The sequence below is a fragment of the Stutzerimonas chloritidismutans AW-1 genome (assembly GCF_000495915.1).
Taxonomy (GTDB): Bacteria; Pseudomonadota; Gammaproteobacteria; order Pseudomonadales; family Pseudomonadaceae; genus Stutzerimonas; species Stutzerimonas chloritidismutans.
This window is the reverse complement of record NZ_AOFQ01000005.1, coordinates 20518-38840: the sequence shown is the minus strand read 5'-3', so window position 1 is coordinate 38840 and position 18323 is coordinate 20518. Positions and strand designations below refer to the sequence as shown.

Below are 18323 nucleotides of genomic sequence, written 5' to 3'. Positions count from 1 at the left end.
TCCATCCCCATCGTCCCCAGGAGGGTTTGCCCTCCTGGGGCAGGCGCCCTCCGATCTCATCCATTGGAGGTTCGCCATGTCTCTTGCCATCGCCGACTCCCGCCCGGAGTCGCTCACCCTGATCGCCGCCCAGCACGAAGACTGGATCATCCAGCAGGCCATCACCCTGCTGGAGAACCGCGTGTTCAAGGCCGGTCCGGCGCTGGGCAGTCCCGCCGCCGTGCGCGACTACCTGCGCCTGAAACTGGTCGCGGAGCCGAACGAAATCTTCGCCGTCGTGTTTCTCGACAACCAGCACCAGGTGCTCGCCTTTGAGCCGCTGTTCAAGGGCACGGTCGACCAGACTTCGGTGTATCCGAGGGTGGTGGTCCAACGTGCGCTGGCGCTCAACGCTTCGGCGCTGATCCTGGCGCATCAGCATCCCTCGGGGAACACCGAGCCCTCGGCCGCCGATCGTGCGATCACCGAGCGGCTGAAGAGCGCCCTGGCCACCGTCGATGTCCGGGTGCTGGATCACTTCATCGTCGGCAAGGGCAGCCCGTACTCGTTCGCCGAAGCCGGCTTGTTGTAGTCCGCAGGCGCCCCTTCCGGGGGCGCCTTGCGTCTTGCCCCTATCCACACGTTCGCGATGCGCTCTGATGGTCGCGACTTTCGGAAGCTTGGAAGGCTTGTGGGATAGGCGGCTGAACCGGCCTTTACCTGTTGAGAAGCACACATTTACATGGCAGAATCTGCATATTTTCTAGTTGCCAGCAACGCGAATGTCTGCCGTCACCGCCATCCAGTACACTCAGGACCAGATGCGCACGCTAACCGGCGTGTCCGTCGAAACGGTGCGGCATTGGCGCAAGACCGTGCCCTACTTGGCGTCCAAGACCGGGAAGGCTGCCCGATTCACCTTCGCGGATCTCCTAGGCTTGGCCGTTACCAATGAGTTGGTCAGCTCGTTGGGAGTGCACATCGCCACCGTCAGCGTCGGCGTTGACGCGCTCTTTCGGTTGCTGGGCACGAGTAGCGCATTGGCGCTGAATGGGTCCGTGGCGTTCGTGACGGCCACTTCGGCGACCCTGTGCGATATCGGCCCCGAGGGGATTGGACCGGCGCCGACGCAACCGACTCTCGTCATCCCGCTCGATCCGTTGATCATGCGGCTTCAGCAGCACATGCTGCCGATCGTCCCGACGCCGAGCCAGGCAGCGTTGCCGTTTCCACCCGAAGCTATCCGGAGTAGGGCGTGAACACTGCCACGCTGGAACAGGTGCTCGCCGCAACCGGCTACCTGCCGGACGGGCAACCCGCGCCCGGTCTTCGGTTGGGGGCCGAGGCGCAGTCCTCGCGCCACGGCCGCGTTTTTGTTCCGGACGCATTGTGGCGCAGCGCGTCGTCGTTGACCGTCTACTTCAAGTTTGAGCAAAGCGCGCCTGCAGACGATCTGGTCAGCCAGTGGCGACGAGAGGTCTGGAACGAGGGGTTCGCGCCGTTGCTGTGGGTGATCTCGCCGCAGCGTATCGACCTGTACAACGGTTTCGGCACACCCGCGAAAGAAGGCGATGCCCAGAGACATTTGATTCGGCGTTTCGAGAACATCGAAGCTTCGCTTCATGAACTGGACGAGTTGGCCGGCCGACTGGCGATCGAGACGGGCCAATTCTGGGCCCAGGTGCCGGCCATCGATCGCAAGACCAGCGTCGATCAGAAGCTCCTGTCTGACCTTGGATGTCTCGAACGCGATTTGGTCGCAGGCAATCTCGCGCGCGATGCGGCGCAGGCCTTGATTGGGCGCGTGATCTTCACCCAGTACCTGATTGACCGCGAGATCGTCAGTGCGGCGCGGTTGAAGCGGGTATGCGGCCGCACGGCGTTGCCGGCGATCCTGCGCGACCGGCCAGCGACCAGCAAGCTGTTCGCATGGCTGGCCCAGGCCTTCAACGGCGATATGTTTCCGCCCTCGTCGGTGAAAACGACACCAGCAGCTCACCATTTGACGCGGGTTGCGGAGTTCCTGGAGGCTGTCGATCCTGAAAGCGGGCAACTCAGCTTCTTCCCCTACCAGTTCGACGTGATTCCGGTCGAGCTCATCAGCTCGATCTACGAGCAGTTTGCACATGCTGAGCCGCAGACTGGAGGAAAGCGCACAGAAGCGTTGCGAAACGGCGTGCACTACACGCGACTGTCCGTCGTCTCGCTGGTCCTCGATGAGGTCATGGATGGTCTATCTGGACGGGAGTCGGTGCTGGATTTGACGTGCGGCTCCGGTGTCTTCCTGGTCGAAGCGCTGCGGCGCTTGGTTCATCTTCGCTCGCAAGGTCAGCCGCCCACGAGGGAGCTGATCCGCTCGACGCTCTACGGGCAGGTGTATGGCGTAGACATTAGCGAAGCCGCGATTCGCGTCGCTGCGTTCAGCCTGTACCTGGCTGCGCTTGAGCTGGACCCTGACCCGCAACCACCGCAGTCCCTGAAGTTCCAGCCATTGATCGGCAGGACATTGCTCGTCGGTGACGCTCGTACTGTCGAACGTGATGGAGATGGCAAGGCCGTGCTGGCGACGCCGACAGGGCTGAAGCAGTTCGACCTTATCGTGGGCAATCCCCCTTGGAGCTTTAGGGGGCAGACAGGAACCGAAGCGCGGCGCAAGACCAGGGTTGCGGGCGTACCTGCGCAACCGCGCGGTGAAGGCTTGGATTTCGTGTTGCGAGCGGCGGAGTTCTCACATGAGAAGACCCGTTTCGGCATCATTCTTAGCGCGATGCCGTTCTTCAGCCGCAGCGGCACCGGCATGGCAGCAGCTCAGCATGTGATGCGAGCCGTGGCTCCGATCACCTTGGTAAATCTGTCCAATTTGTGCAGTTGGCTCTTCGCGACAGCGGCCATGCCCGCAGTGGTTCTCTTTGCCCGTCATCGACCGAAGCAGCGAACGGATCAGGTCACGGTCGTTCAGATCCCGTGGACGCCCAGCGGTGCAAGGACTCATTCGTTCGAGGTGGCGCCGAGTGACGTCATCACTTTGACACTCGACGAAATCCAAGAACAGCCGTTGAAGCTCAAGGCAGCAGCCGTTGGCCGGCGCCGTGACCTCCTATTGCTGGATGACTTGACTTCGGCCCACAGAAATCTGGGCGAGCAACTCTCATTACTCGACACTACCTTCCAGGTTGGATTGATTCGCGGGGCCCCAGAGAATCAGACGCGCGATGCTCGCCCGCTAAAAGGATTGGATGTACTGCAAGTCAAAGACATGCAGCACTTCAACATTCCCGATGATTTGCCGACTTTCAGCCAATCGAAGGCACAATGGCCACGATCGCGGGAGATATATCAAGCCCCGCTTCTCATCGTGAAGGAAATGCTTCTGGGGAGTCCACGCGTCTTGGCGGCCGTCTCCGAGCGGGATCTCGTCTTCACGAACTCATACTTCGCAGTGTCTCTTCCGAGAGGGCACACGCGGACGGCACATTTGCTTGCCACCGTGTTGAGTTCTGCTTTTGCGACATGGTTCTTCTATCTGACCGCTGCAGAGTTTGGAATCTACAAGAGGAAGCTGCTGGCTCGCGACCTCAGCTTCCTACCGGTGCCTAATTTCACGAGCGCAGTGAAATCTGAGGCTGGCCAGCGCCTGCTGCAGATTGAGAAGAATCTGCGCGCCAACGGCACCGACGAGAGGGGATGGGCTGAACTGGACGAAGCTGTCTTCGATCTGTACGAACTGAACGATGCCGACCGAACTGTCATTCGAGACGGCCTCCTTCGCGCCGGGTGGCAATGGGAAACCGGCCGCGAATCATCCGTGGAGCCATCGGACAGTCGTACTGAGGTCACGGCGTATGCCAAGACGTTCCTGTCCGTTATCGAGGATTGGCTTTCCGTTCGCAATAAGCGGCACATGCGCGCCGAAGTGCTCGACTTGCCAAGCAGTTCGGCCTTGCGCGTCGTGCGCTTTGTCTTGGAAGAGGGGCCGGGTAATGCGAGCGTGAGCGTCGTGGCACCACAAGGCGAATTGGGTGAAGTACTGGCACGTATCGGCAGGCGCCTGAAAGTCAAGATTGCGACCGCGCTCAGTGCAGAGCGGGAATTGCGAGTACACGGACGCAACGAAGTCGTGATCATCAAGCCAGCAGCGCGGCGCTACTGGATGGGCATAGCGGCACTGGAAGATGCCGATGCAGTGGTCGCGGAGAGCTTTTCAGGGGGCAAAGTTTGAGGATCCCCTATGAGACACCTCCTGCACTGGGCAGAGAGTTCATTGAACTTGAGCCCGAGGTTGTGGCGGTCATTCTGCTGACACTGGCCGCAGGTTGGCAGCGAGCATGCGCAGCCGAGGACGTGAATGCCAACGCTGGAGAGGTAATCATGACCGAGCGCCTGCGGGACGGGATGCGCATTGCGCTGAAGAACTCCCCGTGGAAGCAGATCATGGTGCTGCCTGGCACGGAATCGCGATCTAAAAGCAACGTGATGCTGCCAGACGGACGTACCGACATCCCGCTGGCGTTCGTCGAAATTTTCTTGCGCACGCAGGAGCATGATCCGCACGCGATCATCGAATGCAAACGAATCGCCGGGTCGGACACTCACTTGTGTCGAGAGTACGTCGTCGAGGGCATGGATCGATTCATCCAGGAGAAGTACGGCGAGAACCATGCTATCGGCTTCATGGTGGGGTACGTTCTTGCCGGCGTTCCTTCGGAATCCGCGGATGGCGTCAACGCTTACTTGAGAAGAGTTTCGCGCTCGGTAGATCGCCTCGCCCCGAGCGACATCAGTGACGGGACTTGGCAGAGCCTACACGCACGCTCCAAGCCGTCGATGCCGATTCGCTTACAGCATGCGTTTCTTGGGTTCGCGGGCACCTCAGCGTCCCGCACCTGATCTCCGCCTCCGACAGGAGGCAATCACAACGCTCACAACGGCATAGGGTATGAAACCGGCAGGGGCCGGATGCGGTTTCTTTGTCGCGCTAGATCGGCACTTGAAGTCGACTGTGACTTTGATCGACTCCAAGGACGCCCGATATGCCGGCCCCCGTCTTCAAGGCTTCGCCCCGGCTGCCGACCATCAGCATTGCGCCCGGACTGTGGGCAGTGCTGTTCATGTTTACCCAGACTGCAGCAGCCGACGTGCTCGTCGTCACCGACAGCCGTCATCCGGTGCAGGCTCCAGCCGGCGTGCGGATCATCGAGCTGGACCAGGCCACGCGCATCGAGGTCGAACTCGCCGCGCACCTACCGGCCGACCCGCAACAGGCTGCAGCCCTGGTGCGGCAGCGGTTGCATGACGGCGGCGAGGCCCTTCAACGCCGCATCGGCCACGCCTACCAAGGTGTCGCGGATGCCTGGGGACTGGGCATCGCCAAGATTCCCGCCGTGGTGGTCGATCGACGCTACGTGGTCTACGGCGAGCCCGACGTGCCCCGCGCCGTCGCGCGCATCAACGCCTACCGGAGCACGCAGCCATGAGCCTCCTGCTGGCATCCCGGCGCCTGCGCGCCACCGTCGCCTCGCTGCTGCTGAGCACGGCCACGTCGACGTTCGCCCTGGACACCGCCACCATCGTCTCGTCGGCGCTGTCCCCCGACTGCCTCGAATACCGCGTGGTCGGTATCTGCTACTGGCTGTACTGCACGCCCTTCGGCTGCTCGGTTCGCACTTCCGTCAAGGTGCGCCACTACGTCCCCGATGCGGTGGTGTCGAGCTACTCGAACACCGGAGAAAACCCGTGGCAGGAAGTCAGGGCGATGAGCATGCCCAACCCGACCGCCAAGGCTGGCGGTGACGGCACGACCAATCACGACAACGAGAACAACTTCGCCAAGTTCAAGAACGCCGATGTCATCGGCCATCCGGCCGGGCTGGTGTTCAGCCAGTTCGCCAGCGCCTCCGGCTACACCTGCGAAGGCGCTGGCACGGCCTTCATGCCGTATCTGCTGAGCACGCTCGACACGATCGCCTGGCGCTACAACATCCCGGAAGCGTTCTACCCCGAAGCGCTCATCCCCGGCCGGCGCGAAATCGGTACGCGCACCGGCCTGAACCTCTGGGGCAACGTGTATCCCCGCGGTGGCTTCCTGCACCAGACCGACGACCACAAGAGCGGCGCCGTGGTCGCGCAGCGCGCGGGCGACATCGTGACGCGCCGCAACCAGATTCACGTGTATCAGCCCCTGCTGGCCAACGCCCGCGACGGCTACTGGCCGGCCGGCGCGCTGATGGAGACCGACGCCTCGACGGGCAAGTGGCAGGAGCTGACGCCCACGCTCTCGAACAGTTGCGTGGTCTTCCCGCACAGCCGCACCCGCGTGCAGGCCCAGCAGGGCGACTACGCCTGGGCCTTGTGGCGGCCGTACTCCTGCTGCCGGCGCCGTGGCCAGGTCTTCCTCGGCAGCGTCGATTTCATGTGAGGAACCCACGATGAACGCCTCCCTCCCTGACTTCCTGCACCGCGCGAAGTCGCCCCTGCGGGCCACGCTGCTCGTGGCGGCCATCACGCTGGTCGTCGGCGTCGCCTGGGCGCAGACCCGCATCGACCCCAATGGCGTGAACGTCAGCGGCAGCGTGATCGGCGACGACGTGCTCTACAGCATCGGCGGCGGCCGGGCCGTGTCGATGGGAGGTGCCGGCAACATGCAGAGCATCGGCGTCGGCGTCGGCTGGAACAGCAACCTGATCTGCGGCGACATGAGCATCACCACGACGCTGCAGAACCAGCTCAACGGCATCACCAACGGCTTCCAGACGATCATGAGCAACGTGATCCAGAACGCCACTGCCGCGGTGGCGTCACTCCCGGCGCTCATCATCCAGCGCGCCGACCCGGGCCTGTACAACCTGCTCACCAACGGCATCCTCCAGGCGCGCCTGGATTTCGACCGCTCGAAGATGACCTGCCGGGCCATCGCCAATCGCATGGCGGACATGGCCGGCGGCCAGGCCGGCTGGGACCAGCTCGCCGAAGGGATGGCGCTGCGGGATGCGGTCAGCAGCACCGATGCCGTCTCCGCCATCGAGCAGGCCGAGTCCAACAAGGGGAACAACGGCGTGCCCTGGGTCGGCGGCGGCAACGCGGGCGGCTCCGGCCAGAGTTCGATCAAGGTGGTCGGCGACGTGACGCGCGCGGGCTACAACCTGCTCAACGGGCGCAGCGCCACCGATACCTCGTCGATCGCGCGCAGCGCCTGCGGCAACCGCCTGACCTGCCAGACCTGGTCGTCGCCTGGCGCGGCCGCGGCCTTTGCGAACCGCGTGCTGGGCGAACGCGAGCAACGCACCTGCGAAAACTGCACGAAGACCCAGACCACGCCTGGCGTCGGGCTCACGCCAGTGATCCAGGAAGAGTACGAGACCAAGCTGCAGGTGTTGCAGGAACTGGTGACGGGCGCCCGGCCGACGACACTGGCCAATCTCGACGCGGCCGGCAGCAGCTCGCTGCCGATCACCCGCGGCGTGATCGAGGCCCTGCGTGACGAGCCCGACCAGGACGTGCTGGGCCGGCGCCTCGCGTCGGAGGCGGCGCTGTCCAGCGTGCTGGAGAAGGCCCTGCTGCTGCAACGCACGTTGCTGACCGGCAAGAAGGAGCCGAACGTCGCCGCCAACGAGCTCGCCGTGCAGGCGGTGGACCAGGAGAACAGCGCGCTGGAGCAGGAGATCAACAACCTCAAGACCGAGCTGGAGCTGCGCCGCACGCTGGCCGGCAACTCGGCGATGGCGATCATCCAGCGCCACAGTACCCGCGCTGCCGGCTCGCGCGGCGTCTTCGAGGGCGACACCACGCGCGACCGTCTGCGGGAAGTCCAGAAGCCGCGGAGCGGTACGCCATGAGCCGGCTCGCCTGGCTGCGGCTGCCATGGCTGTTCAACCGCCGCGTCGGCGTGGCGCTGCTGTGGACCTTGCTGGTGGTCGCCGCCGCGGTGGCGGTGAACATCGCCGGCATCCACGTGGTCGGCGGCGTCGAGGGCTGGCAGCACTGGCTGCAGGCGCACGCCGGCCACTTCTTCGTGTGGCGTCTGTGCCTCTACGGAGCGACGGCTTACGGCTGGTGGTGGATGCGTCGGCGCCTGTTGCGGCGGGAGCCGTCCCGCGAGACGCATCAGCGCCTGCTGCGCACGGAGATCGCGGCCGTCATCGCCGTGGTCGCGCTGGAAGCCAGCCAGCTGCTGCGGCACGGCTGAGACCGGGAGGCAGGCATGACGCTCTACACCACGGACTACTTGGAGTATTACCTGACCCTGGTGGCTTGGGTGGTCAACAACGGCATCTGGAGCATCCTCGTGGCCAGCGGCGTGTTCGCGCTGCCGTTCGTGGCCATCGTGATCCAGGAATGGCTCAAGGCCCGCAGCGAAGGTGCGGACGAGGGCAACAAGGGCGTGCTGTCGTCGATGCGCATCGAGAACCGGGTGTGGGTGGCGATCGTGGTCATCATGTTCGCCGGCATCCCGTTCATCCCGGTGGATCTCGCCACGATCAGGTTCGACACCACGCGCTCCGCGCAATGCCAGGTCAGTGTCCCGCTGCCCAACGACACGGGCTGGTCCAACGTCTACACGGCGCTCAACGACCAGAGCGCGCTGGTGCCGGTGTGGTGGTTCTTCATGCACGCGCTGTCGAAAGCCGTGACGGGCGCCGCGGTGGCGGCGATTCCCTGCGGCACGGACCTGCGTCAGATTCGCATGGATGTGGATGCCACGCGCATCGACGATCCGGTGCTGGCACAGGAGGTCGCCGACTTCACGCACGACTGCTACGGGCCGTCGCGCGCCAAGCTGTTCATGAACCGGCCGACGCTCTCCGACGAGCAGATGAACGACGTCACCTGGATCGGATCGAGTTACTTCCTCGACACGCCCGGCTTCTATGACACCTATCGCGCCAAGACCCCACGCACGGCCTGGCCCTACGACGCGACCCGCGATGCGGGGCTGGCACAGGTGGGCAGCGGCGGCGGCTATCCATCCTGCCGGCAGTGGTGGGCCGATGGCGGCCAGGGACTGCGCAGCCGGCTGATGGCACAGGTCGACCCGGACCTGCTGACCCGCATCGGGCGCTGGGTGGGATTCCTGTCGCAGAGCGAGGTCAATGACTCGGTGATCCGCGCCGTGGTCTCACCGAGGCAGCAGAAGATGAACCAGGGCGCCGTCTACACCGACTACGGCGGCCAGATCGACAAGACGCTGCCGAACGTCGTCACGCGCGGCGCGAGCGACCTGGGGCTGACCGTCGGCTCGCTGGGCTTTTTTCCGGCGATGGACGTGGTGCGCCAGGCGCTGCCGATGGTGCTGACCATGCTCAAGATGGCGCTCGTCATCTGCATCCCACTGGTGCTGCTGATCGGCACCTACGACCTGAAGACGGTGGTGACGGTGAGCTGCGTCCAGTTCGCGCTGTTCTTCGTGGACTTCTGGTTCCAGCTCGCACGCTGGATCGACAGCACGATCCTGGATGCGCTCTACGGTTGGGGGTTTGGCGCGGACAGGCCGCACACGAACTTCGATCCGCTGATCGGCTTGAACAACGCCTTTGGCGACATGCTGCTCAACTTCGTCATGGCGATGATGTTCATCGTGCTGCCGGCTTTTTGGGTAGCTGCGCTCGCCTGGGTTGGTGTCCGCGTAGGCAACATTTCGCAGATGCTCTCAGCAGCCACCGATGGCGCCAAGTCTGCGGGAGGCAAAGGCGCTGACCTTGCAATCAAAGCAGCGAAGGCAAAGTAGCGCCGAGAGTGGCGATTCGCTACTCGTCGTCCGCGCTGCCGCCGTCGATGCGTACCTCTCCCCGGTAGAGACCGTATCCGTCCAAGCCGTTTCGCCACTGAGGCTCGTCATCGTCACTGCTTTCGTCGGCATCGACGTTGCGTACCATCCAGGCAGCGATCCCTGCAAAGGCCAGCAGCAGCGCCAGCCAGAACGCGGAGTAGAGCAGCGCACCGAGCACGGCGAGCTTCACGATCCAGAGCACCGCCGTCGCCGCGCCCGCGGGCACCCCGCGCGTCACCAGCCAGCCGGCGACACGCTGCTCGCGGCGCAGGTATCCACGCCAGGCACGGCCAGCCCCCCGGCCCAGCCGGTGGCTCCAGCGCCCGTTGTGCGTGTTGGTGGTCATGCTCATATGCCTCGGCTTCAGTGGTGCCTCACCTCGCGGAGCGGCCGGTCGTGGCCTGCCCTGCAGCATAGACCGCGATCAGGAGGGCGGGTTGCGGCCGGCAGAGCCGGGTTGGCTCGGGTCGCAGGGCGATTAGATTCTGCACTATAAATCAAACCTTATGCTACTTTCCATGCACGTTCCTGCGATAGCTCTAGGGGCTGATTGGATTCCGTGCTATTTTTACACCATGGATGGAAATTCTAGGCACCAGTTAATCAAGCGGCTGCAGGCGGGACTTCCCCGCGGGGCGCCGTTCGACCTTGCCACCCTGAGCCAGTTCGGGGTGTCGCCCCAGCTCGCCGCCCACTATGCCGACGGCGGGTGGCTCGTGCGCCTGGCCCATGGCGTCTATGCCTTCCCGAACGATGAATTCGGGGTCTACGGTGCGCTGAAGTTCCTGCAACAGCGCGTGCCCGGCCTGCACGTCGGCGGCAAGAGCGCCCTGGCCCTGCAGGGTGTGCGGCACAACCTGGGCAGCCGGGAGGCGCTGGTGCTGTGGGGCGACGGTCGTTTCGTGTTGCCAGCCTGGTTCACCTCGCGCTTTCCGGCCCGCTACGTCCACGCCCGCCTGTTCGACTGGCCGGACACGGCGCTGGCCAGCAAGACCCTGACCACGCCGCCTGGCCTGCCCGAGGATCTGCGGGTGGCTGCCTCCGAGCGTGCCGTTCTGGAGCTGCTGTACGAAGCCGGCGTCAAGCAGAGCCTCGAAGAGGCCCGCAACATCTTCGATGGACTGCGTTCCCCCCGCAAGGACTTGCTCGGACAACTGCTGTCCTGCTGCGCCAGCGTGAAGGCCGTGCGCCTGTTCCTCACCTGGGCGCGCGAGACCAGCCTCGTGGATGTGGATGCCCTGCTGGAGCAGTACCCGGTTCGCACCGGCAGCAACACGCGCTGGATGAGCCGGCTCGATGACGGCACCTTGCTGAGCCTGAGACCTCATGGATAAGACCTACGCGGACACCGTTCGCCTGCTGCTGGCCGTCGCGCCCGACGTGTTCGCCAACGACATCTTCGCCATGAAGGGCGGCACGGCCATCAACCTCTTCGTGCGGGACATGCCGCGCCTGTCGGTGGACATCGACGTGGTATACCTCCCGTGGCAGACGCCGCGCGACGAAGCGCTGCAAGCCATCAACCAGGAGCTGGCCGCCATCGCCGCGCGCCTTGCACCGCTGGGCGTGCAGACACGCCTGGTTCGCGCCAAGGACCTGGGGGACACCAAGCTGATCGTCGAGAACGATGCCAGCCAGGTGAAGATCGAGGTCAACGTCGTGTTCCGAGGCAGCGTGCTGCCCGTCGAGCGGCGGCCGCTGAGCGCCAAGACCAGCGATTTGTTCGGCGTCGAGTTCGAGCTGCCGGTTCTGGCACCGGACGAGCTGTACGCCAGCAAGCTGGTGGCCGCGCTGGATCGGCAGCACCCCCGCGACCTGTTCGACGTGTGGCAGCTCTACGAATCGGGCGACATCAGCGACGGCATGGTCGAGTGCTTCGTGATCTATCTGGCGGGCCACAACCGGCCGCCCCACGAAGTGCTGTTCGGCAACGACAAGGACATCGCCGGCGAGTACGAGCGGGCCTTTATCGGCATGACCGAAGTGGACTGCTCCCTGGAGACACTGCTCGACGCTCGCGCCAGGATGCGGCGCGAGCTGCCACAGCGACTGAGCACCGCGCACAAGCAGTTTCTGAGCGGGCTGGCGCGCGCAGAACCGGACTGGTCGCTGGTGCAGTGCCAGCACGCCGCGCAACTACCGGCACTGCGCTGGAAGCTCGCCAATCTCGAAACCTTCCGCAAGCGCCGTCCCGACGACTTCGCAGCGCAATCCGCCGCCCTCGACACCGGCTTGGGCCAGAGCTGACGAACATCCTGCTGCGCCCCACTTGCCGGGATTGCCCCATGCCGCATTCATCGTGGCACCCGCGAAGCAGCGGCCCTATACCCAAAGGCTTCCGACAAAGGCCAAAGGGCTGGGAAGGGGCAAAGGAAGGGCGCCAAGGGGAAAGGCCCTATCCTGAAAAGGCCAAAAGGCGCCCCGAGCAGCCCGTCATCCGGGGTTCGCCATGCTCTCGCTGTTCCAGCGCAAAAGGGTGCCACCCGCCGCCGGCACACCGCCCACATCCGCCATCGAAACTCCGAAAGGGTCGATGCGGCCGGAGTCGGCCGCATCGCTGCTGGCCACGCCGCGCCGGCAGAAACTGCTGGAACACATCTGGCAGCGCACATCGCTCTCGCGCCGGCAGTTCGCCACGCTCTACCTCGCCCCACTGGAGCGCTACGCCGAGCTGGTCCAGCAGTTCCCGGCCTCCGAGAACCACCACCACGCCTATCCGGGCGGCATGCTGGACCACGGCCTGGAGATCGTCGCCTATGCGCTGAAATTGCGGCAGTCATACCTGCTGCCCGCGGGCGTCACGCCGGAGGCACAGGCGGCCCAGGCCGAGGCCTGGACCGCAGGCACGGCCTACGCGGCCCTGCTGCACGACATCGGCAAGATTGCGGTCGATCTGCACGTCGAGCATGCCGACGGCAGCGTCTGGCATCCCTGGCACGGCCCACTGCGAAAGCCCTACCGCTTCCGTTACCGAAAGGAGCGTGAATACCGCCTGCACAGCGCCGCCACCGGGCTGCTCTACGCGCACCTTCTCGATCGGGACATCTTCGACTGGCTCAGCGGCTATCCCGACCTCTGGGCCGCGCTGCTGTACGTGCTGGCCGGCCAGTACGAGCACGCCGGCACACTCGGCGAGCTGGTCGTGCAGGCCGACCAGGCATCGGTCGCCCAGGAACTCGGCGGCGATCCCAGCAAGGCGCTGGCGGCGCCCAAGCATGCGCTGCAACGCAAATTGCTCGACGGCTTGCGCTACCTGCTCAAGGAAGCGTTCAAGTTGAACCAGGCCGGCCCGGCGGACGGTTGGCTGACCCAAGACGCCTTGTGGCTGGTGAGCAAGACCGTCTCCGACAAGCTGCGCGCACATCTGCTGTCACAGGGCATCGACGGCATCCCGGCCAGCAATACGGCGGTGTTCAACGTGCTGCAGGATCACGGCATCGTGCAACCGACGCCGGATGGCAAGGCGATCTGGAAGGCTACCGTCACCAGCGACGCCGGCTGGTCGCACGCATTCACCTTCCTGAAACTCTCGCCAGCGATGATCTGGGATGCCGCCGACCGGCCGGCGCCGTTCGCAGGCCGTGTGCAGGTCGAAGAGGAACAAGCGGAGCCGACGCCGCAGGCGCCGGCGGTGGCTGATGGGCCGCGCGTGGAAGGCACCGAAGCTGCACCCGCGAGCGCGGCGCCGATCGCATCCGCAGCCATGGACACCGGCGTCGCAGCGCTGCTCGACCTGCTGGGCGACACCGCTCCACCCGCGACACCGGAGATCCCGAGTTCCCCTATTGCCGAGCCCAAGCCGGCCCCTTCGACCATGCCCCCGCCGCAGATGAGCCTCGCGCCTTCCCAGGATCGCGCGGAGCCCTCTGGGGCGCACTTCATGGCCTGGCTGCGTCAGAGCGTCCAGACGCGCAAGCTCATCATCAACGACGCCAAGGCCCTGGTGCATACCGTCGCCGGTACGACCTATCTCGTCAGCCCCGGCGTGTTCCAGCGCTACGCGCAGGAGTACCTTCAAGTCGCCGCCCTGGCCAAGCAGGAGAAGCTGGAGGGGTGGCAGTGGGTGCAGAAGCGCTTCGAGAAGCTGGGACAGCACCGCAAGCAGCCCAGCGGGCTGAACATCTGGACCTGCGAAGTCACGGGGCCGCGCAAGTCGCGCCGGCTGCACGGCTACCTGCTCGCCAGCCCGGATGCGCTGTTCCAGGAGACGCCGCCAGACAACCCATACCTGCGGCTCCTCAACGAGGCCGCAAAGCGCGAAGATTCAGCCCTTGGGGGCAAGGACGACGATCAGGCGTAGGCATGCGACCGCTGTGCGGGCCGGCTTCAATCCGAGGATGGGGCCGACTCCGCCAGCTTGGCTTCGGTCAGAGTCATCAAGTGGGCGGAACTGCATTTCAGCGCACGGGCAATCTTGAGGATGAGAGGGAGCGTGGGGACATGCTCGCCGCGCTCGATCTTGCCCATGTGCGACCGTTCGATGCCGGCCATGTGGGCCAGCGTTTCCTGAGCGATGCCCTGGTTGGTTCTTTCTTCCCGCACGGCAGCCCCAAACGCGATGGCTGGTTCCGCTTCGTAGGTAGTGGTGCCGGTGGGGCGGCCCCTTTGGATCGAACGCTTTGGCATTGCCAAGAGCGTCGAACACGGTCACGATTTAAACCACGTTAAACTTAACTCATTCAACGGCTTCGAGATCAGTTGCCACGAGTTCACCGCCTGGGGGGAGCTGGACGTGGAATCGAGTGACATTACCGCCGAAATTCGCATGGCCGTCCTCGGCGAATGGGTGCCTCCCCAGCTCGCCGACGTGCTCGCCCTGCAGCGTGCCGAAGAGCCGGAGACTCATGCCGTCCTGGCCGGCTGGACAGATCCCGGTCGAGGCGCGGAGCTGCCGGACGACGGCTTCGACTTCGCCTTGTCTGCGGTTGCCCGGCAGTGGCCTGGCTGGGTATGCGAACCGCTGTGGCATGACACGCTGGCGGTCGCCGTGGCCAAGCGCTCCCACCTGCTGGCCCACCGTGAAGTGCCGTGCGGGGAAGTGCTCAAGCAGCCCTTGATCTGCTCGCAGTCCACGGCCGATGAACCATGGCGCATGACCGTGCAGCGTGTGTTCGAAAACGCGCTGCAAGAGCGAGAGCAAACGGTGGAGACATTCGATGTGGCGATGACGCTGGTTGCCGCCGGGTACGGGATCGCCATTGCGCCTGCCGCGAGACTGGCGAGCTACCTACGCCGAGGCATCGCCGTGCGGCCGCTGGCCGGCGCACCAACGATCGTGATGGCTTACCTGCTGCGCCGCAACGCTTCCTTGTCGGACACCCAGGCCAGATTCGCCCGCCGCGCGCGCCTGGTGTCCTGACAGAGGCGCGGGGATCGCGGTTTCGCCACGATCCCGCATTCCTGCTGCTAGGCGACTCCGACTCGCGGCGGGGTCCATTCGCTTTCCTTCACGGCTGTGCTCACTGCCATGACGAGCTTGTCGAGATTGCTGGCCGTCACGCCCTCCAGTGCCGAACGCCCCCGCAGCATCGAGCGCGGCTGCAGCAGTGCATGGTAGATCTGCCAAGGGTCCGCACCCCTGGTCAGCTTGAGGACGGACTGGATCAGCTCGTGCTTGAGTGGGTCGAGGTGCCAGTCCGGCACCCGCTGGCCGCGGTTGCCCACGTTCAACGCCAGCAAGTTGCCCGCCTTGATCTCGTAGCTGATCCACCTGCGGGACTTGCCCGCCATCTTCGCAAACGCAGCGACGGGAAGGTTGTGCGGCGCCTCGAAGACATCGAACAGCTCCATCCTCTCGCGCTGAATGTCCGAAGGCACCAGCGGCGCGGCCGATCGAGGGGGCGGAACCGCCGGCAGCCGATGTGCGGCGGCAGAAACCAACGGCATGGCGTCGCCGGGCTTCGTCACGAGCAGGATTGGCGAAGCGGCAACCGGCGTGGAGGGTGCGCTTGCGGTTTGCTCATTCGGGAACGCGGGAACGCCTTCCAGATGCACGGTGAGCGGCATGCTGGCCGCCTCGACCTGGTTCTGCTCGAAGAGGTCGAGCCGATCGGCCCAGTCCTGCATCATGCGGCGACGCTGCTCCACGTACTCGGCATGGTTGTAGGTCGCGCTGACCTTGTTGGGATCGACATGCGAGAGCTGTGCATCCACCCAGACCTTCGGGTAGCCGATCTCGTTGAGCGCAGTGGACATCGTGCCGCGGATACCGTGTCCGGTCAGGCGTTCCTGATAGCCCATGCGTTTGAGCGCACCATTGAGCGTGTTCTCGCTGATGCGCTTCTTCAAGTCGCTGTCGTGTCGGAACAGGTGGCGCTGGGCCGGCTTGAACTCATCCAGCAGGTGCCGGACGATCTCCATGGCCTGAATCGACAGCGGCACGATGTAGGGCGGGATGTCCTTTGGCTGCTGCCGCTTCTTGCGCATATCCAACTGGAGTTGCTTCACGACGTCGGGCGGGATGATCCACAGCCCGCGGTCCAGATCGAATTGATCCGGCGTCGCCTGTCGCAGCTCGCCGGTTCGCACGCCGGTCAGCAGCAATAGCCGCAGCCCGAGCTGGGTCTGCCGCCTGCCGCGATAGCTGCGCAGCCTCTGCAACAGCTTCGGCAGCTCGGCCATGCGCAGGAACGGGTTGTGGTTGACGGGTGGCAGCGGCAGCGCCACCACATCGAGATCGGAGGCGGGGTTCTGTTCCAGGCCCGGCACGATCACCAGCGCGTAGCGGAACAGTTGGTTGAACCACGTCCTGACTTTCTCGGCGACGGAGAGCGCCTTGCGCTTCTCGATCTTGGCGATCACCTCCAAGAGGTCGGGACGCTTGATCTCATAGACCGACCGCTTGCCCAAGGCGGGCAGCACATCCTTGTCGAAGATGCGCGGAAGTATCGAGAGGGTCGTCTGCCGGCCTTCCTTGAGGCTGAGCCCGCGATGCTTGAGCCACTTGCGATACACCGCCTCGAAGGTGTTTTCGTCGGCGAGCCGGACAGCGGTGCGCTTCTGCTTGCGGTGAACGCGAGGATTGGTGCCTTTGGCCAGCAGGGCGCGCGCTTCGTCGCGCAGGCTGCGGGCCTCGCGAAGCGTCACCTCCGGGTAGGTGCCGAGCGACATCCGCTTCTGCTTGCCCGCCCAGTAGTAGCGGAAGTGCCAAGTCCTGCCCCCTGCAGCCGTGACGGCCAGGGAGAGGCCATCCAAGTCAGGGAGGGTGTATGCCTTGCCAGTTGCCTTGGCCTGTCGAACGGCCAGGTCTGAGAGTGCCATGCTCTTGCTCCTGAACATGAGTCAGGAACCAGATGCTGGTCACGTCGACCTCGCCCCTCCATCAACAATCCGGAATCAGCCGCGCCCGCAAAAATGGACTTGTTTGTGGACTTAAAAGTCCCGGCTGTAGGCGGATCGCAGTGGACTACGGCAGAACATCAAAGAGAGGAAAAGTCCTTGTGAGGCAACGACTTGTAGACTCTCTTGGACTTCTGCGGAAGTCCGCAGATTGATGCAGTGGAGCGGGCGAAGGGAATCGAACCCTCGTCATGAGCTTGGGAAGCTCAGGTAATGCCATTATACGACGCCCGCTCAGGGGTGCCTTTTTACCAGAAGGCTTGGGCGAAATGAAGGGCGGCATTGGGTTTTTCTGGCGGGCAGGCGAAAAGGGTTCAGATCTGAGCGATCTCCTGCTCGGTCAGCGATCGATACCGGCCGGGTTCCAGTGCTAGGTCCAGCGTCAGAGGACCCATGCTTTCGCGATGCAGGGCGGTGACCTTGTTGTTGAAGCGACCGAACATGCGCTTGACCTGGTGGTAGCGGCCCTCGTGCAGGGTCAGACGGGCGCGGCGGGGTTCGAGCAGTACGAGTTCAGCGGGCAGGGTGGTGAGGTTTTCGAAGCGGAAATACATGCCCTGGGCAAAAACGTCAACGCAGGCCGGGTCGATCTCGCCTTCGGTTTCGACCAGATAGACCTTGCCCAGCAGGCTGGTAGGCTGGGTCAGGCGGCGAGACCACTGGCCGTCGTTGGTGAGCAGCATAAGGCCGGTGGTATTGAAATCGAGGCGGCCGGCGATGTGCAGGTCTTGCTTGTCCGGCTCGTCGATCAGGTCGAGCACGGTTCGGTGTGTCGCGTCCTGGGTAGCGCTGGCGCAGCCTGCCGGCTTATGCAGCATCAGGTAGTGCGCCGCTTTCCCCGCTTGCAGCATCTCTCCGTCCAGCTCGATTCGGTCGAATACACGAACTTCCAGATCCACTATCCGGCTGGTTTCGCCGTTCACCAGCACTCGGTCTTCGGCCAGCAGGCGCCGAACGTCCTGACGACTTAGACGTGCGCGATTGGCGAGGTAGCGGTCAAGGCGCATCTGGACGAGCGGTTTGGCTGCGAGCGCAGCGCGCGCAGATACAAGCCTGATTTCGGCGCATGGCAGGAATGCGCTCGAGCACGTGATCGGGGATTGGGGTCGTGAAGCACCAGCAGGGCTGGGCGGCGGCAGGGTCGCACTCGCCGCACTGGTTGGGCTGACCGCAGAGCGGGCAGTTGGAAGGATCTACAGGCTCGCTCATAGCGTTTCCGTTAACGCCGGGTTTCGCGTGCCGC

General features: G+C 64.5%; 18 protein-coding genes and 1 tRNA gene. 13 read left to right on the top strand and 6 right to left on the bottom strand.

Annotation, left to right across the window (positions count from 1 at the left end):
- Positions 1-76 precede the first annotated feature (76 nt).
- The 9 genes from radC (at position 77) to F753_RS26810 (ending at position 9700) form a co-directional block, all read left to right on the top strand.
- Complete coding sequence (gene radC, locus F753_RS26850) at positions 77-571, top strand: RadC family protein (protein ID WP_023443878.1); 495 nt, start codon at positions 77-79, stop codon at positions 569-571.
- Between the two features lie 190 nt (positions 572-761).
- Positions 762-1238: a MerR family transcriptional regulator gene (locus F753_RS26845; RefSeq protein WP_016446149.1), complete on the top strand. Its 477-nt coding sequence runs from the start codon at positions 762-764 to the stop codon at positions 1236-1238.
- Complete coding sequence (locus tag F753_RS26840) at positions 1235-4198, top strand: HsdM family class I SAM-dependent methyltransferase (protein ID WP_023443877.1); 2964 nt, start codon at positions 1235-1237, stop codon at positions 4196-4198. Before F753_RS26845 ends, F753_RS26840 begins: the two co-directional genes overlap by 4 nt.
- A gap of 149 nt (positions 4199-4347) precedes the next feature.
- Positions 4348-4866, top strand: coding sequence for a hypothetical protein (locus F753_RS26835; RefSeq protein ID WP_013721898.1), 519 nt, complete (start codon positions 4348-4350; stop codon positions 4864-4866).
- Positions 4867-5009: 143 nt separating this feature from the next.
- Positions 5010-5453 (top strand): TIGR03757 family integrating conjugative element protein, encoded by a 444-nt coding sequence (locus F753_RS26830; protein WP_016446147.1) that lies wholly within the window; start codon positions 5010-5012, stop codon positions 5451-5453.
- Positions 5450-6394: a TIGR03756 family integrating conjugative element protein gene (locus F753_RS26825; protein ID WP_023443876.1), complete on the top strand. Its 945-nt coding sequence runs from the start codon at positions 5450-5452 to the stop codon at positions 6392-6394. Before F753_RS26830 ends, F753_RS26825 begins: the two co-directional genes overlap by 4 nt.
- 10 nt (positions 6395-6404) lie before the next feature.
- The gene (locus F753_RS26820; protein ID WP_013721901.1) at positions 6405-7811 is read left to right on the top strand and encodes an integrating conjugative element protein; all 1407 of its coding nucleotides are present in this window, start codon (positions 6405-6407) and stop codon (positions 7809-7811) included.
- The gene (locus F753_RS26815; protein WP_003292115.1) at positions 7808-8161 is read left to right on the top strand and encodes a hypothetical protein; all 354 of its coding nucleotides are present in this window, start codon (positions 7808-7810) and stop codon (positions 8159-8161) included. Before F753_RS26820 ends, F753_RS26815 begins: the two co-directional genes overlap by 4 nt.
- Before the next feature lie 15 nt (positions 8162-8176).
- Entirely contained in the window at positions 8177-9700 is a 1524-nt protein-coding gene (locus F753_RS26810; RefSeq protein WP_023443875.1) for a conjugal transfer protein TraG N-terminal domain-containing protein, read from the top strand.
- Between the two features lie 19 nt (positions 9701-9719).
- Here the strand turns inward: F753_RS26810 and F753_RS26805 are convergent, their stop codons facing one another.
- Positions 9720-10094 (bottom strand): DUF3742 family protein, encoded by a 375-nt coding sequence (locus F753_RS26805; protein WP_023443874.1) that lies wholly within the window; start codon positions 10092-10094, stop codon positions 9720-9722.
- Positions 10095-10317: 223 nt separating this feature from the next.
- Here F753_RS26805 and F753_RS26800 point away from each other — a divergent pair, with 223 nt between their 5' ends.
- The 3 genes from F753_RS26800 to mobH all read left to right on the top strand — a co-directional run bounded on the left by F753_RS26800 (position 10318) and on the right by mobH (position 14042).
- Positions 10318-11076: a type IV toxin-antitoxin system AbiEi family antitoxin domain-containing protein gene (locus F753_RS26800; protein ID WP_031297130.1), complete on the top strand. Its 759-nt coding sequence runs from the start codon at positions 10318-10320 to the stop codon at positions 11074-11076.
- Positions 11069-11989, top strand: coding sequence for a nucleotidyl transferase AbiEii/AbiGii toxin family protein (locus tag F753_RS26795; protein WP_023443871.1), 921 nt, complete (start codon positions 11069-11071; stop codon positions 11987-11989). Before F753_RS26800 ends, F753_RS26795 begins: the two co-directional genes overlap by 8 nt.
- A 202-nt stretch (positions 11990-12191) precedes the next feature.
- On the top strand, positions 12192-14042 hold the full coding sequence (gene mobH, locus F753_RS26790) for a MobH family relaxase (RefSeq protein WP_023443870.1): 1851 nt from the start codon (positions 12192-12194) through the stop codon (positions 14040-14042).
- A 26-nt stretch (positions 14043-14068) separates the two neighbouring features.
- Here mobH and F753_RS0124585 read toward each other — a convergent pair whose 3' ends face one another.
- Positions 14069-14368 carry a helix-turn-helix domain-containing protein gene (locus F753_RS0124585; protein ID WP_025297657.1) on the bottom strand — a complete coding sequence of 100 codons (300 nt, stop codon included), beginning with the start codon at positions 14366-14368 and terminating at the stop codon, positions 14069-14071.
- Positions 14369-14474: 106 nt separating this feature from the next.
- Between F753_RS0124585 and F753_RS26785 the strand changes: the two genes are divergently transcribed.
- On the top strand, positions 14475-15101 hold the full coding sequence (locus tag F753_RS26785) for a LysR substrate-binding domain-containing protein (protein ID WP_031297129.1): 627 nt from the start codon (positions 14475-14477) through the stop codon (positions 15099-15101).
- Between the two features lie 47 nt (positions 15102-15148).
- Here the strand turns inward: F753_RS26785 and F753_RS26780 are convergent, their stop codons facing one another.
- From F753_RS26780 to F753_RS48885, 4 genes are all read right to left on the bottom strand, one after another.
- Complete coding sequence (locus tag F753_RS26780) at positions 15149-17002, bottom strand: tyrosine-type recombinase/integrase (RefSeq protein WP_023443867.1); 1854 nt, start codon at positions 17000-17002, stop codon at positions 15149-15151.
- Positions 17003-17240: 238 nt separating this feature from the next.
- A tRNA-Gly gene (locus tag F753_RS26775) sits at positions 17241-17314 on the bottom strand.
- A gap of 80 nt (positions 17315-17394) precedes the next feature.
- Entirely contained in the window at positions 17395-18087 is a 693-nt protein-coding gene (locus tag F753_RS26770) for a pseudouridine synthase (RefSeq protein WP_023443866.1), read from the bottom strand.
- The gene (locus F753_RS48885) at positions 18077-18289 is read right to left on the bottom strand and encodes a cysteine-rich CWC family protein (protein WP_084799355.1); all 213 of its coding nucleotides are present in this window, start codon (positions 18287-18289) and stop codon (positions 18077-18079) included. The genes F753_RS26770 and F753_RS48885 overlap by 11 nt, the downstream gene beginning before the upstream one ends.
- Positions 18290-18323: the final 34 nt, after the last annotated feature.